The organism is Rathayibacter sp. VKM Ac-2805, from assembly GCF_009834265.1.
Classification (GTDB): domain Bacteria; phylum Actinomycetota; class Actinomycetes; order Actinomycetales; family Microbacteriaceae; genus Rathayibacter.
Genome location: NZ_CP047185.1, coordinates 507,039 through 522,424, shown reverse-complemented (window position 1 = coordinate 522,424; position 15,386 = coordinate 507,039). Strand labels below are relative to the sequence as shown.

The following is a 15,386-nucleotide window of genomic DNA, read 5'->3' as shown; positions in this document are numbered from 1 at the left end:
CCTGGCAAGGTTTCGGGACTGAGCGCGACGAGAGGAACTGCGATGAAGAGGAAGTGGCCGCGCGACAGGTACACCGGTACCGGCGGAGGACTCAACGCCAATGAGGGCGGGGGACTCTACGCTCACGGAGGCGGCGGAGCTGACAAGTACAACGGCGGCGGGCTCGACAAGTACAACGGCGGCGGCCTCGATCAGTACAACGGCGGTGGGCTCGACAAGTACAACGGCGGCGGCCTGGACAAGTACAACGGGGGCGGGCTCGATCGCTACAACGGCGGCGGCCTCGACAAGTACAACAAGGGGGGCCTCGACAGCTCGCCTGGCGGAGGTCTTTACACGGGCCGATGCGACGAGCCCTACATGTCGTGCACCCCTCCGATCGACGTCTTCGTCAAGGAGCTTCGCGCTCGCGGTTACACCGCAGAGGCTGACGAGATCGCGAAGGCGCACGAGCTGGACTGAGGCACGGACGCCACTGGCCTGCGGCTACTGCTTCGTCGGCCATGAGCGCACGAGAGCGGCGTCAACCCTGAGGTCGACGCCGCTCTACTTCCGGTCAGGAGACGGTAACCACCCGCACGTCCCAGGCCCCGAGCTGCAGAGTGGCGCCTTCTGCGAGGTCTTCGCCGGAAAGGACGTCTCGCGCTCCGCTGGGGAGCGTGTAGGTGCTCGGCTCCCACGTCCAGTTGTGGATCACGTGCACGGTTTCGCCGTGCCGGTTGATCGCGGAGTGCACGGTCTGGGTGGGTCCTTCCGGTCGCCACGACGGGGTGCCCGAGCCGACCTCGACGGCCCAGTCCATGAGCGCGGTCGCAAGCTCCGGGTTGGGGACGGTGCCCACGTACGTGACGCGGCCGGAGCCGTGGACACGGGTCGTGGCGGCGGCCCACTGGCCGAAGTGCGGGTGGTCGTAGCGCACGAGCACTTCGGCGTCTTCGACCTCGACTCCGTCTGCCCAGAGCGTTGCTGTCGCGTCGGTGGGCAGGTCGAAGAAACCTGCGCCTGCTGCTCCTGCTCCGGGCAGGAGCGGGAGGGGGTTCTGCAGGTTGCTGAACTCCTCGTACCAGATGCCGGCCGCGTCGGTGAGGTGTGCGGGCTTGCGCTCGAGGCGGGCGCGCTGCTCCTGGTCCTCATAGCCGGTGCGGATACCGACGATGAGGTGTCCGCCGGCGGCGGCGTACTTCTCGAGCCACTGCAGCTGCGAGTCGTCGGCGATGGTGAACGCTGCGGCCACGAGCACGGGGTGTACAGCTGCGTACTCCTCGGGTGTGGTTTCTGCGAGCTGGCGGGGGTGCACGATGCCGCTCTGCAGGCCGGCGTCGAAGGTGCCGCGCGCGAACGCGTCGACGACGGTGTGGTACGCCCGCCGGTCGGGCGTGTGAGGGGTGCCGAGCGAGGGGTGCTCGTTCTGGGCCCACTTGCTCTCCGAGGACCACAGGATCTGCACGTCCGCGTGGGGGGTGAGCTCGGTGACCCGGTCCCCTGCCTGCTTGAACTCGGCGCCGAGGGCGGCGAGTTCGCGGTAGACGCGGCCGGGTTCCTGGCTGTGCGGGAGGATTCCACCCCAGTAGGTCTCGGTGCCGTAGTGCAGCGTGTGCCAGTGCCAGTACTCGATCATCGTGGCGCCGCGCGAGACGAGGGCCCAGGCTGCTTGGCGGTACTGCCCGGTGTAGGCGGGCTCGTTCAGCCATTCGGGGCCGATGGCTTGCGCGTTGGTCTCGGTGATGAGGAACGGCGCCTGCTTGGTGCCGTACATCCGGTCGGCGGAGAGGATGATCGTCCACGCGCCGGTCGTCATCCAGAACTGCTCCGACTGCTCGCGCAGGGGCAGTTCGAGGGAGTCCTGCATCCGGTAGTAGGGGTTTCCGGCGGTGATGTCGAGGGCGGCGCCGAGCTGTCCTTCTTCCGCTGTGGGGCGGTCGTAGGAGATGCAGGTGGTGACGAACTGGTCCTCGCGGGAGTACTCGCGGACGACGTCGGCCTGCCAGGAGATGAAGCCGGTGGTGACCTGCGCCTGGAAGCGGCGCCAGGCGAGGTCGTACTGCGCCTGCGCGTTCATGTCGGGACGCCAGAGGTCGGCCCAGGTGGTGAGCAGATGTGACCAGTAGGTCAGGCCCCACTCGTCGTTGAGCTTCTCGACGGTGCCGTACTCGTGGCGGAGGTGATCCACGAAGCGCTGGAACACCTGGTCGTTGTGGAGGGGGTAGAAGCCGGGCTCGTTGTCGACCTGGTAGCCGATGACGGCGGGGTGCTCGGCGTAGCGGGCGATGATCTTGCGGATCACGCGTTCGGCGTGGAAGAGGAACGCGGGGTGGAGGTAGTTGATCTCCTGCCGCGCGCCCCAGCCGAGCCGCTTGCCGGTCTCGAGCTCGGCGTTGATCTCGGGTACTTCCCGCGCGAGCCACATGGGGATCGCGTAGGTGGGGGTGCCGAGGATCACGTTGATGCCGTGCGCGTGCGCGGCGTCGAGGACGGGCTGGAGCCAGTCGAGGTCGAACACGCCGTTCTCGGGCTCCCACGTCGACCAGACGGATTCGCCGACGCGAATGACGGTGAAGCCGGCCTCCTGCATGAGTCGCATGTCTTCTTCGAGCCGCGGCGAGGGGTGGTACTCGTGGTAGTACGCCGCGCCGAACAGGACGGAGTCGGTGAGGTGCTGCATAGGGTCCTTCCGAGGTGGAATGGGGAGGTTCGAGGGCGGGCCGGTCAGCCCTTGATGGCGCCGGCGGTGAGGCCGTCGAGCAGCTGCTTGCGCAGCAGGAAGAACACCAGGATCGTCGGGACCGAGGCGAGCACTGCGCCGGCGAGGACGAGGTCGTAGGAGCGGTTCTCGGATGCGTAGAGCACGTTCAGTCCCAGCGGAAGCGTGTACTGCGAGGAGTCCGAGAGCAGTACCAGCGGCCAGAGGAAGCTGTTGTACGTCTGCAGGAAGCCCCACACGCCGAGCGCTCCGAGGGAGGGGCGCAGCAGCGGCAGCACGACGCGCCAGAAGGTGCCGAATTCCGAGTTGCCGTCGATGCGGGCGGCTTCGATGATCTCGTCCGGGATCGACTGGACGATGAACTGCTGCATCATGAAGATTCCGAACGCGGGGGCGACCCACGGGACGATCAGCGCGAACCAGGGGTTTGAGAGGCCGGTCTTCACGATGAGGATGAACAGCGGCACGAGGATCACGACGAACGGCACCGACAGCGACGAGAACATGATCGTGAAGAGCACCTTCTTCCCGCGGAACGCGAACTTCGCGAAGCCGTAGCCGGCCATCGCGCAGACGAAGACGGACACGGTGGTCGCCAGCAGGGCGGTGCCGACGCTCATCCCGAACCAGGCCCAGAAGGGCTGGGTGGTGAGCAGGTTGGTGTAGTTCTCGGTGGTCGCGGGGTTGGGGATGAGGGTGGGCGGCGTGGAGAAGATGTCGCCGCGGTTCTTGAACGATCCGCTGAGCGCCCACGCGAGCGGGAAGATGAACACGAGCAGCAGCGCGGACAGGGTGACGTAGAGCAGTCCGCGGCGGGCGCGCTCGCCTCCTGAGGCTCTGCGCTGGCCGCCGTTCTTGCGCTGTCCCGCGTTCTTTCGGCGGTCCGGTGCGTCGGCGGTGACGATTCCCGTGGTGGCGGTCATGAGGTTCTCCCGATGGCGAGGGCGCGGTTGAGGATCTGACTGACGGCGAAGACGATGACGAAGAGCACGACTCCGGCCGCGGCGGCGTAGCCGAACTGCTGGCGTTCGAATGCGGCGCGGTAGATGAACATCGAGACGGACAGGGTCGCCTCGCCGGGTCCGCCCCGGGTGAGCAGGTAGGGCTCATCGAAGATCTGGGCGGCGCTGATGAAGGAGGTGACGACCACGAACGCGGTCACCGGCTGGATGGCCGGCAGGGTCACATTGCGGAAGCGGGCGAGTACGCCGGCACCGTCGAGCTCGGCGGCCTCGTACAGCTCCTTCGGGACCGCCTGCAGGGCGGCGAGGAAGAAGATCGTGAGGTAGCCGACGGTGCGCCACAGCAGCACGAAGCCGATGGCGCCCTTGGCGAGGGTGGGGTCGCCGAGCCAGTCGATGTTCCCGAGGCCGAAGACGGCCTGGAGGAAGGCGTTGAGCAGGCCGTAGCTGCGGTCGAAGATCAGGCTGTAGATCAGCGCGATGACGATCGGGGAGAGCACCATCGGGATGAAGAAGGTGAGCCGGAACAGGTCCCGGGCCTTCAGCCCGCGGGCATTGAGGCCCTGGGCGATCAGCAGCGAGCAGGGGACGACGATGAACACCGCGATGAGGGTGTAGATCAGCGTGTTGACCAGGGCGACGCCGAAGCTGGTGTCGGCGAGCAGGGCGCCGTAGTTGGCCAGGCCGACGAAATCGGGCGAGCCCAGGCCCACCCATTCGGTGAGGCTGAGGAAGATCGCGGCGAAGATCGGAACGATCATGAACAGGCCGTAGAGCACGTAGAACGGCGCGATGAACAGGTAGGGGGCCTTGCCGCCGGAGGTGTTCAGGCGCTTGCGCTTGGCGGCGCGGGCCTCGAGCGATGAGCCGCCGCGGCCGTCCTGAGCGGAGGCGGGTGCTCCGGTCGTGGTGAGTGTCGACATCATCGATCCTTAGCTGCGGGTCTGGCCGCGGAAGTCGTTCGCAGCGGCGGTGAGCGCCTGCGCCGGGGTGAGCTGGCCCTTGTAGGCCTGGAGGATGTAGCCGCTGAGGACGGTGTTGAGGATCGGCTGGTCCGGGCTCTGGTGCATCGCCGGGACCTCATCGACCACCTCGCGGTAGACGCCGAACAGCTGCTGGCCGCCGAAGTAGTCGTCGCCGATCGCGGCGAGCTCGGGGTCCTCGAACGACGAGCGCAGCGTCGGCAGGTAGCCGAGGTCGCGGTAGCGCTTGGCCTGCTGGGAGGGGTCGAGGTACGCGGCGATCACGAGGTCCGTGGAGGCCTCGGTGTTCGCCTTGTTCCGCAGCGCCGCGAAGCCGGTGCCGCCTGCGACGGCGGTGCCGACGCCGCCGCCGGCGAAGCGCGGAAGGGTGCGCACGCGCCACAGGCCCTCCTGCTCGGGGACGTTGGGCTTGATGCCGTAGCTGGAGTACCAGGAGGGCATGTCCACGGCGAGGATGCGGCCCTGCTTCAGACCGGACTGCATGCTCGGGCCGTAGAGGTCGGCGACGCCCTGGTAGAAGCCGGACTGCATGCCGTTCGCGGCGAACGCGAGGGCTTCTTCCGCTTCGGGGGTCTCGATGGTGAGGTTGCCGTCGGCGTCGAAGAGGTCACCGCCGCGCTGCAGGAGCAGGATGTGCACGCTCTGCACGGTGCCGCGGGGGTCGCTGACCGCGAGGGCGCCGAAGGAGACCTGCTCGCTCTCGTAGAGGGCGTTGCCGATGCTCGCCATCTCTTCCCAGGTGGCGACGTCGTCCGGGATCCCGAGCCGCTTGAACTCGTCCTCGCGGTAGTAGTAGACGCACATGGGGGTATCGGAGTCGAGCGCGTACACGGCGCCGTCTTTCGCGAACGGCGAGAGGCGAGCCTCGATGAGGTCGTCGCGGTACTCCGCGATCGAGTCGGTGAGGTCCACCAGCAGCTCGGAGGCGATGTCGCCGCGGAGGGTGCGGGGGAACGCGCCGACTTCCAGGCCTACGACGTCGGGCGTGCCGGTGTTCGCGACGGCCTGGGCGATCATCTTGGTCACCACGTCGTCGGACTGCGACTTCGTGAAAGAGAGGCTGTAGTCGAACGCAGTGGCCTCGTCGGCGAGCGGGATCGCCTCGGTGAAGAACTTGATGTAGCCGTCGTCGTGGGTCCAGAAGGACAAGTCGACGGCGCCGTTGCTGATCATCGTGGCGGGTGCGCTGCTGGAGCAGGCCGCGAGCAGGCCGGCGAGAGCGGCGCTGCCGCCGATCGCCGCGCCCAGGCGGAGAACGTCGCGCCGTGAGTGGCGCGAATCGAGCGGGGGTGTCATGGAGGTCTCCTGACGTCGTCGTCGTGGGTGGGTGAGGAAGCGGCGGACGGCGCTCTGGAAGAGCGCACGCCGCGACAGCGCCTAGGTGGGCGCTCGGCTCGAGCAGGGACGGGGTGGGTCCCTGAAATCAGCGGACGGGGTGGTCCCCGGTCAGCGGACGGGGCGCACGGATCCGCGCGCCGGGTTGGGTGAGGCTGTACTGCCGCGGACGACGAGCGTCACGGGCATGAGCCGCTCGCTCTCGACGGGCGGGTGGCCCTCGAGGAAGCGGAAGAGGCGGTGCATCGCGACGCGGGTGCTCTCGTCGATGTCCTGCCTGACGGTGGTGAGGGGAATGGGAAGGTATTGGGAGATGGGCTCGTCATCGAATCCGACGACGCTGACGTCCTCGGGTACGCGCAGACCGGCCGCGAGGATCGCGGACATCGCGCCGATGGCCATCTGGTCGTTGGAGGCGAACACGGCCGTCACGTCGGGACGGTGCACGACGCGGTTCATGGCCTCGAAGCCGCTGCGGGCGCTCCAGTCGCCCTGAAGCACGGGAGGCTCAGCGGCGCCGGCCTCCTGCAGGGCCATGCGCCAACCCTCCAGGCGGCTGGTGGTGCCCGTCCAGGAGTCGGGGCCGGCGATGTGCCACACGGTCTCGTGATCCAGTGCCAGCAGGTGCTCCGTGGCGCTGCGGGCGCCGCCGGCGTTGTCGACGCGCTGCGTGAGGACGCGGGTGTGGTCGTCCGCGGAGGTTCCGTCGAAGGTGAGGACCGCGATCCCTTCGGGCACGCGCAGCTCGCTGAGGTCCTGGTCGGCGGGTTCGGAGATGATGATCGCCTCGACCCCCTCGCCGACGAGAGCGTCGACGGCCGGCTGGAGGCCGTCAGGATCGGACTCGTCGGTGCGGATGACGGAGAGGGAGTAGCCGGCGCGACGCGTCGCGCTCTCCACTCCTGCGAGGACCGACATGGGGCCGTGCAGGGCGGTGCCGAGGGTGAGCATGCCGATACGACGTGATCGCTGCTGCATCTTCAACGCGCGAGCTGCCGCATTCGGGCGGAACCCGAGCTCCTGGATCGCCTGGTTGACGCGCTCGCGGACGGCGGCGGCGACGTTGGGTTCGCTGCGCACGACGCGGGACACGGTCTTCTGGGATACGCCGGCGCGCTGGGCAACGTCGGTCATCGACACTGCGCGCAGTGCGCCCGAGCGTTCGGCGCGTGCCGTGTTGTCGTCCATGCCAATTCCTTCGTCCTGACTGACTTCGTAGTCAGTGTGCCGTGGAGGAGTTGACCACATCGCTGACTTCGTAGTCAAGCGGGCCGGTTGAATCGTGATCAGCTGGCCGCGGCGGCCGTTACGGCGCGCGGAAGTGGGGCGGTATCGCCACCGCCGGCCGGGCTGCCGCTCAGTCACGAGAGGCTACCCAGGCTGCTGCGGCGCGGGCGATGTCGGACACCGACGCGTCGATCTGCAGGGTGGTCCCTGCTTCGTCCGGGTCGAGTGGTTCGAGGAGGGTGAGCTGAGATTCGAGCAGCGTGGCGGGCATGAAATGCCCGACGCGGCTCTCGGCGCGATCACGCAGCAGAGCACGGGGTCCTGTGAGGTGCACGAACACCGCACCGGGCGCGTCACGGCGGATGTGGTCGCGGTAGGCGCGGCGCAGCGCGGAGCACGCGATGATCACCCCGCCGGTGTCGCTGGTGACGGCCAGGCGGCGGGCGACTTCCTCCAGCCACGGCCAGCGGTCCTCGTCGGTGAGGGGCTGCCCGGTAGCCATCTTCTCGGTGTTCGCGGTGGGGTGGAGGTCATCGGCGTCCAGCCACGGGAGATCGAGCTGTTGAGCCAGGGCGGCCGAGACGCTGGATTTGCCTGCGGCGGAGACGCCCATCACGACGATCAACCGGGGTGTCTGGGCGGGTGGAGGGCTGGTCCTCACTTCTTCGAGGTCGGGCCGGGTCATGCCTGCGGCACCTCGGTGGGCGCGGTGACGGCGAGCACGCGGACGTCCCAGGCCGGCATCGTCAGTGTCGATCCGCTCGAGAGGATGCCGGCGGTGAGGACGTCTTCGACGTCGACGGGGATGACGGTGGTGGCCTGGGTGGAGGACCAGTTGTGGAGGATGACGATCTCCTCCCCGTGGCGGTTCGTGGCGCGGATCGCGGTGACGCTCTCGCCGTTGCCCCAGGCGCTGCTAGCGATCCGGGCGAACAGGGTCTTCGCGAGGGTGTCGTCGGGGAGGGCCGCCATGACGCTCACCTTCCCCTTCCCGTGGTCGGCCTCGGTGAACACGGCCCACCGGGCCCACATCGGGTCGGAGTACTCCAGGACCGTGCGCGCGGTGTCGGCGACGACGAGGTCGGTCCAGGTCTTCACCGCGCCGAGGGTGTCGTCGTTCTCGGTGACGGTCATCGGGGTGGGCAGGTTCGAGAACTCCTGGTAGGAGACGCCTGCGATCGCGGCGAGACGGGCGGGTTTCACCTCGGTTCGCGCGCGCGCTGCTGTGTCGGCATAGCCGGTGCGCGGGCCGAGCACGAGGTGCCCGCCAGCGTCGACGTACGCCGCGAGCCAGTCCAGGGTCTCGTCATTGACGATGTAGAGCGCCGGGACGACCAGGACGGGCCGCTTCTGCGCTTCCTGGGCGGGGTCGGCGAGCCAGGAGCCGTCGGGGGCGACGAGGGCCGCATCGTGCACGATGCGGGTCTGCAGGCCTGCTTGGAACGCTCCGACGTAGAAGGGGCTGAAGAAGCGGTGGTAGGCGTCCTCGTCGTGCTGCAGCTCGCCCAGAACGGGGCGGTCCAGGTGGGGCGGGGCCGACGCCATTCCCCACTTCGACGGCACCGAGTAGAGGAAGTCGACGTCTGCGAGGGGTTCCAGGCCCACGACGCGGTCGCCGGCGCGGCGCAGCTCGTCGCCGATGAGGGCGATCTCCTCGTAGGCGCGGCCCGGGGTGAGGTCGTGCGGGAGGACGCCGAGCCAGAACGTCTCGGTGCCGTCCTGGGTGGAGTGCCAGTGCCAGTACTCGATCATCGACGCTCCGCGCCCGACCAGCGCCCACGCTGCTTGGCGCCACTGCCCGTCGAAGGCGGGGTAGTTCATCGCAGACCGGCCGGCGGCGCCTGCGTTGGTCTCCGTGATGTAGAACGGCTCCTCGCGGGCAGCGAAGGCGCGGTCGGCGGTGAAGACGAGGTCTCCGGCGCCGTTGGTGATCCAGCTGGCGGGGACGTCTCCGACGCGGCGAGGGACGTTCAGTCCTGCCTGCATCGTGTAGTAGATGTTCACCGTCGTCACGTCGAGCTCGCCGGCGAGGTCGCGTTCGTTGGAGACGGGCCGGTCCAGCGCGACGCAGGTCATCGCGAACTGGTCCTCGCGCTTGAGGCGGCGGGCGATGTCCAGCTGCGAGCCGATGAAGTCGTTGACGATCTCGGCTTGGAAGCGACGCCAGTCGATGGCGTACTGCGGCTGGGCGTTGCCGCGCGGGTGCCAGAGGTCGTCCCAGGTGGCGAGCCGGTGCGACCAGTAGGTCAGGCCCCACTCCGTGTTGAGGCGGTCAACGGTCTCGTACTTGCGGCGCAGCCAGTCTTTGAACGACTCGAACACGGCGTGCCCGTGGAAGAACTCCAGTCCCGGTTCGTTGTCGAGCTGGAAGCCGATGACCGCGGGGTGATCGCGGTATGCGGCGACGACCTTCTCGGTGATCCGGTCCGCGTAGAAGCGGTAGGCGGCGTGGCTGTAGTCGGCCTCCTGGCGGGCGCCCCACGGGATCGTGCGGCCGTCGCGCCGCTCCCCCGCGATCTCCGGGTACCGGCGGGCGAGCCACAGAGGGACGGCGTAGGTCGGGGTTCCAACGACGACAGAGATGTCGCGAGCGTGCGCGGCGTCGATGACCGGGCGGAGCCAGTCGAGGTTGAAGACGCCCTCCTCGGGCTCCCACGTGGACCACACCGACTCGCCGACGCGGATGACGGTGAATCCGGCCTCGACCATCAGGTCCAGGTCGACGTCGAGGCGGTCCGTGCGGTGGTACTCGGGGTAGTACGCGGCACCGAAGTGGACGGACTTCTGACGGTCGATGAAGGGGTTCATGCGGTTCTTCCACTCGGGACGAGGTCGTGGCCGGTCACTGGGCGTCCGAGGTGGAGGCCGGCGCGCTCGGGCGGGGTCGGGCTGTCGTCTCGCGGACCATGAGCTCCGCGTTGATCTGTGGGGCGATGCTCACCGAGGCGTCGTCGCCGTCGATGCGGCGCAGCAGCTCATCGACCGCGTCCGCCATGTTCCGAGTCATGTCCACGCGCACGGTGGTCAGCGGAACGGTCAGGTAGGTGGCCTCGGGGACGTCATCGAAGCCGACGATCGAGAGGTCCTCGGGGACGCGGACCCCGAGCTCATGGCATGCCTTCAACAGGCCGATAGCCATGTGATCGTTCGCGACGAACACTGCGGTCGGCTTCTCGGCGAGCAGAGCGCGAGCGGCCTCGTAGCCGGATGCCGGCGTCCAGTCCCCCGCGACGATCGCGGGGATGTCGCGGCCGGACTGCTCGAGCACTTCCCGCCACGCGTCGATCCGAGCCTGCGTGGCGTACCAGTTAGGGGCGCCCGCGAGGTGGTGCACGGTCTGATGCCCCAGCTGCAGCAGGTGCTCGACCGCCTGGTGCGCACCCGACCGGATCGATGTACCAGCGGTCGGGGAGGTTTGAAGGGCGCGGCCTCCGACCACGACGATCGGGGTGGATCCGTGGTTGGCGCCCTCGAAGTCCATGTCCACGACAGGCTCGGCGATCAGCACGCCGTCCACTCCCATGTCGATGAGGCGCCCGATCGCGTTCTGGATCTCGGCGTGATCGTTGGCCTCGGTCGTGATCAGCGACGGCATCAGGCCGCGGCGCTTCACCGCTTCCGCCAGCCCCAGCAAAGACATCGACGGCCCGTACAGCGGGCTGCCGTAGGCGACGATGCCCATCACCCCGGACCGCTTTCGCATCAACGACTGAGCAGCGCGGTTAGGCCGGTATCCGAGCTCGCCGATCGCGAACTGCACCTTCTCGCGCACAGCGTCGGACACGTAGGTCTCGCCGTTTACCACTCGTGACACCGTCTTCAAGGCAACACCGGCACGCTCGGCAACGTCCGCCATCGTCGGCAGCTTGACCTCACCCATGGGAACCTCCATCGGACCGCGCTGTCAGATCAGACAGCGCTGTCAGAAAGGACCATACAGTCTTCTGACAGCGCTGTCTATCGACAGGCCCCATCCTGCGCAGGCGGCCGGAGTCCCCTCGCTCCAAGCTTCCGTCGGCTGAAGATTCTGTGGGCATCACTCAGCCGGCTAGAGGACCGAGAACGTCCATCCTCCGCGAGGCGGTCGCTGCTCTGATAAAGACCGAACTGCACACCTAGCCCGCGAGGGCGATGGAAGATCTGTTCCTCGATGGCGAAGCTGGACCGTTCTGCAGAAGCAGAGGGACGGGATCGTTTGGCCCTGCCGGGGTGAGGTTGTAGCTGGTCTGGTCGCGGAAGATCGCCCAGATGACGTTGATCCGGCGCCGGGCGAGAGCGATCAGTGCCTGCTTGTGCGACTTGCCCTCTCGTCGTTTCCGTTCGTAGAACGAGCGCGAGACCGGGCAGTTCTTCGACGCGATGAACGCTGCCTGGAAGAAGGCATTCAACAGCCGCCGGTCGTAGCGCCGTGGCCGGTGGTGGTTGCCGGAGATCTTCCCGGAGTCACGCGGCACCGGGGCGAGGCCCGCGAAGCTGGCCAGCCGGTCGGGCGTCTCGAACGCGGCGAGGTCAGTACCGGTCGCGGCAAGGAAATCCGCAGCGAGCCTGCGCCCGAACCCCGGAATCGATACCAGCAGATCCGCGGACCTACTGTCCTGCAGAACGGCTTCGATCTCCGCGTCGAGCTCCGCCACCTCGTCCCGGATGTGGAGCAGATCACGCGCAGAGCGACTGACCAGCCGGGCCGCCGCCCCCTCCCCCACAACGACCGACGTCTGCTCGCGAGCAGCGTCGGCCGCCGTCTTGGCCACGGCCGCTGACTTCCAGCACCCCTGCCCCTTCAACCACGACGCCAGCCGGCTCTCCCCCATCCTCCGGATCGCGGACGGTGTCGCGTACCGGGTGAGCAGCACCAGAGGTCCCCTGGTCGTCGCGTAGTTGAACGCCCCTCGAGTGACGGGAAGTAGTGGACCAGGATGGCGCGCAGCCGGTTCACGGCGCGGGTGCGATCGTGCACCAGGTCTTCCCGTCGCGCCGACAGCAGGCGCAGCTCCGCGGTGACCTCGTCGACCTGCCGCATCAACGTCACGTCTCGCCGAGTCCGCGCCTGGTCGGCGATGATCACCGCGTCTTTCGCGTCCGTCTTCGCCTCACCCCGGTAGGCGCCCGAGGCGTGGTGCACGACGCGGCCCGAGATGTAGAACAGCGGCTGCGCATGCGAGCTGAGCAGCGTCTGCAGCAGCCCCGTCCCGCCGTGGTTCAGATCCGTCGCCCAGGCGACGTCGGTTCCTCCCGGCAGGGATGCGACGTCGCCCATCAGGGTCAGGATCGCCGCTTCTCGGTTCTTGAACCGTTGCGAGAGCAGTTTGGTTCCGTTGCCGTCGATGACGACGCAGTGGTGTTCGGTCTTGCCGGCGTCGATACCGGCCCAGAGTTGGGGCACGCAGGGTCCTTCCGTTGAGGGGTGCGGTGCGCCGTGAACGACCGTGCCGGCATGTCCTTACTGGGCGATCTGGTCGCGTTTCTCAATGAGCGGTCCTGCCGTTGCGGGGTCCCGGGCGGCTCATCACGGCGTGCCATCAGGCGGCCGAAGGCGGTCAGCCATACCCGAGACCCCTGGCGCGTTCCGGAGCCTACAACTGCCCCGAATCCACGGAAATAACGGTAAGGAAGGCGGTTCTCCGCCTTAGCAACCGGAGGGCGCAGTGCAACCCGCTGGGCGGCGGTGGAGAGAGTTTCGGCGCGATGTGAGGGAGCAAAGCTCCCGCGTGCCGAAAGTCTCGGAGGAGCCGGTGGCGCAGCCACTTGAACGGAGCCCGTAGGTAGCTACGACCGCAGCGAAGCGGAGGGAGCCGCCGAAGGCTTCACGGCAAAAAAGGGTGTGAGCCCGTAGGGCGACCAACGGCGGCCGGCGCAGCCGGGCGACCTCTTGGCGGCGCTCCGTCGCCGCTGCACGAGCGCAGCTCGCGCCCGCTTTGTCATAGTCGGACCGCTCGCGGTCGCCGATGTCACGATGTGTCCATGAGAGAACGCACGGTGATAGCGGTCGTCACCTCGAGCGTGACGGAAGAACCGGACATCACCCTCGACGGACGTCCCATCGGGGATTTCGTGACCGACGACGATCCGGAGGGTACGGGTGACGTCTTCACGGCACCCTGGGGCGAGTGGCGTCCGTTCCTTCTCTCGCTTCTCGGAGAAGGACCATCGGTCGTCACGGCCATGCTTCCTGGCCGGATCGCGCTGGCCAGCTGCGCGTCCTGCGGCGACTCCAGCTGCGGCATCCTCTTCAGCGCAGAACTCGTGCGCAACGGCGAGATCGTCCAGTGGAAGGACTCCCGGTGGGAGTCAGAGACTCTTCGACCGCTTCCACCTCCATCAACGCTTCTCGGCCGGCTCAGCCTGCGACTTGGCTTCGGCGTGACCGATGAGTTCGCCGGATGGTGTCCGAACGGAGAGCTTGTTCGGACCCTCACCTTCGAGAGGGAGCAGTACGACGGCGCAATTCGCGAGGCACTGCGTCTGACGTGACTCGCAGTGACACGAGCGCAGCTCGTGCCTCCCGGAACGGGAATCCCGGAGACCCTTCTATGGGTGCTCGTCAAGTTGACGCAGCGATACGCCCGCTGGCCGTGATCCGTTGGCGAAGATCGGGTGCGGCGGTCGGTTGCGGTCAGACGTGTTCTTGTGCCGACACTGACGTCCCCGGTCGGCGGTCCCCTGCACCTGAACGGAGCGCCGGAGCCTGGGGAGAGTCGCCCCGAACGATTGCTTCCTTCGGGCGGGCGTGTTGGACTGAACCGACATCAACGATCGGAGATCTCGATGTCCGAAGCACTTCTGATCATGGCTCTGGGCCTCGTCGTAGCGGTTGGTTTCGCCGTGGGGGTCATCAGGCGGCGACGTTTCCGTGAAGCCGCGGCGCCAGCTGGTGCTGCGGCGAGTGTTCTCCGCGACGTGTACGCCGGCCGAGGGACAGAGCAACGCACGGCGGACGAGTTCGACGGCGAGCCCGGTACGTCGATAACTCTCGACGGCCCTGACCCACTCCACACCTACGGCGTGAATCGCGCTCCGAACTCCACCCGCGAGTAGCCAGCCCTCGCGGCGCTCCTGCGCCACGTAACGAGGGCAACCTGCGCCTCGCGCGTCATCCCGGTGGCGTCATCGGCGTCATCCGGCTCTGCAGCGCTTTGAACAGCTCCCGCGAGATGTATCTCTTCACGCAGCGCCGGATCTCTCGAGCAGTTCGCCCTTCGGCGGTGCGGCGTGTGACGTAGGCGCGTGTGCGGGCCTCGGACACCATTCGCACTTTCGCGATGACGTCCAGTGCCCGGTTCAGGCGCCGGTCGCCACCTCGATTCAGTCGGTGCCGAATCGTGTTCCCCGATGAGGCAGGAATTGGGCTCACCCCAGCGAGTGCCGCGAACGCGGCTTCGCTCCGTACCCGCCCTGGATGCGAGTACGCAGCAACAGCAACAGCGGCGGTGACCGGCCCAACGCCGTAGATCTGCTGCAAACCCGGCGCGAGAAGCTCCACGAGCTCGGCGAGCGAGGCGCGGTTCCTGAGCATCTGATGGCCGAGTTCAATCACGGTGGAAGCCAGCCGGACCGCTTCCGCGCGGATGATGCGCTCTGCAACATCTGTGCGCTCCACATCCAGATCAGCGAGGTGCCGCACGCCGCGGTCGGTGAGCGCGCGTCTGGTGTCCAGGCCGAAGTCGGCGGTGCGGACCAGCGCGTTGAGCTGGTTCCGGGCGCTCGTGCGACGGACCTCCATGTCGCGGCGGGCGTCGAGCGAGACCCGGAGGGCGTTGCGGAGCCCGTCGACTTTCGGACGGGTCAGCGCGTCGAGCTCGATCCCCATCGCTGACGTCGCGGCAGCGATCGCGTCGATCTCATCAGTCTTGCCGCGGAGGCGGCTCGACTTCTTCGGTGGGCGGATCTCGCAGAACGCAATCGCGTCGCGCGCCAGCGCCCGCCCCAGCGAAGAACCGTACGAGCCGGTGCCCTCCAGCGCGAACAGGACTGATCCACTCGTGACGCCTCTGACCCAGGCGATCGCTCTGTCGATCGCCGTCGCCGTGACCGGAAACGCTTTCGTGCCGAGGATCTCGCCCGTCTTGGTGGCGACTATCGCGTAAGTGTGGGTGCGGGCGTGGGTGTCGACTCCGACGACATGGTTGTAGTGGTGGGCGACGATCATGCGGCCTCTTCTCTCAGGGTCATCCGGGTGGG

At 67.8% G+C, this 15,386-nt stretch carries 13 protein-coding genes; 2 read left to right on the top strand and 11 right to left on the bottom strand.

The features are described 5' to 3' along the window. Positions 1 to 42: 42 nt before the first annotated feature. Positions 43 to 462 (top strand): hypothetical protein, encoded by a 420-nt coding sequence (locus GSU40_RS02435; protein WP_160033444.1) that lies wholly within the window; start codon positions 43 to 45, stop codon positions 460 to 462. A 94-nt stretch (positions 463 to 556) separates the two neighbouring features. Here GSU40_RS02435 and GSU40_RS02430 read toward each other — a convergent pair whose 3' ends face one another. The 10 genes from GSU40_RS02430 to GSU40_RS17185 all read right to left on the bottom strand — a co-directional run bounded on the left by GSU40_RS02430 (position 557) and on the right by GSU40_RS17185 (position 12,591). Further along, on the bottom strand, positions 557 to 2,662 hold the full coding sequence (locus GSU40_RS02430) for a beta-galactosidase (RefSeq protein ID WP_160033442.1): 2,106 nt from the start codon (positions 2,660 to 2,662) through the stop codon (positions 557 to 559). A 44-nt stretch (positions 2,663 to 2,706) separates the two neighbouring features. Continuing rightward, a complete protein-coding gene (locus GSU40_RS02425; protein ID WP_160033440.1) occupies positions 2,707 to 3,624 on the bottom strand; it encodes a carbohydrate ABC transporter permease in 918 nt (305 codons plus the stop codon). Beyond that, entirely contained in the window at positions 3,621 to 4,586 is a 966-nt protein-coding gene (locus tag GSU40_RS02420) for a sugar ABC transporter permease (RefSeq protein WP_160033438.1), read from the bottom strand. The genes GSU40_RS02425 and GSU40_RS02420 overlap by 4 nt, the downstream gene beginning before the upstream one ends. 9 nt (positions 4,587 to 4,595) lie before the next feature. Then, on the bottom strand, positions 4,596 to 5,942 hold the full coding sequence (locus GSU40_RS02415; protein WP_160033436.1) for an ABC transporter substrate-binding protein: 1,347 nt from the start codon (positions 5,940 to 5,942) through the stop codon (positions 4,596 to 4,598). A gap of 150 nt (positions 5,943 to 6,092) precedes the next feature. After that, positions 6,093 to 7,346 (bottom strand): LacI family DNA-binding transcriptional regulator, encoded by a 1,254-nt coding sequence (locus GSU40_RS02410; RefSeq protein ID WP_244229565.1) that lies wholly within the window; start codon positions 7,344 to 7,346, stop codon positions 6,093 to 6,095. Beyond that, positions 7,339 to 7,893, bottom strand: a complete 555-nt coding sequence (locus GSU40_RS02405; RefSeq protein ID WP_160033432.1) for a gluconokinase — start codon at positions 7,891 to 7,893, stop codon at positions 7,339 to 7,341. The genes GSU40_RS02410 and GSU40_RS02405 overlap by 8 nt, the downstream gene beginning before the upstream one ends. Beyond that, positions 7,890 to 10,016, bottom strand: coding sequence for a beta-galactosidase (locus GSU40_RS02400; RefSeq protein WP_160033430.1), 2,127 nt, complete (start codon positions 10,014 to 10,016; stop codon positions 7,890 to 7,892). Before GSU40_RS02400 ends, GSU40_RS02405 begins: the two co-directional genes overlap by 4 nt. A 34-nt stretch (positions 10,017 to 10,050) precedes the next feature. Next, entirely contained in the window at positions 10,051 to 11,088 is a 1,038-nt protein-coding gene (locus GSU40_RS02395; protein ID WP_160033428.1) for a LacI family DNA-binding transcriptional regulator, read from the bottom strand. A 235-nt stretch (positions 11,089 to 11,323) separates the two neighbouring features. Continuing rightward, positions 11,324 to 11,959, bottom strand: coding sequence for a transposase (locus GSU40_RS17190; RefSeq protein WP_348271957.1), 636 nt, complete (start codon positions 11,957 to 11,959; stop codon positions 11,324 to 11,326). Between the two features lie 29 nt (positions 11,960 to 11,988). Further along, positions 11,989 to 12,591: an IS110 family transposase gene (locus GSU40_RS17185; RefSeq protein ID WP_348271956.1), complete on the bottom strand. Its 603-nt coding sequence runs from the start codon at positions 12,589 to 12,591 to the stop codon at positions 11,989 to 11,991. A 578-nt stretch (positions 12,592 to 13,169) separates the two neighbouring features. On the opposite strand from GSU40_RS17185, the gene GSU40_RS02385 reads away from it, so the two are divergent. Further along, positions 13,170 to 13,679: a hypothetical protein gene (locus GSU40_RS02385; protein WP_160033426.1), complete on the top strand. Its 510-nt coding sequence runs from the start codon at positions 13,170 to 13,172 to the stop codon at positions 13,677 to 13,679. Positions 13,680 to 14,298: 619 nt separating this feature from the next. Here GSU40_RS02385 and GSU40_RS02380 read toward each other — a convergent pair. After that, positions 14,299 to 15,354: an IS110 family transposase gene (locus GSU40_RS02380; protein WP_160033424.1), complete on the bottom strand. Its 1,056-nt coding sequence runs from the start codon at positions 15,352 to 15,354 to the stop codon at positions 14,299 to 14,301. Positions 15,355 to 15,386 lie beyond the last annotated feature (32 nt).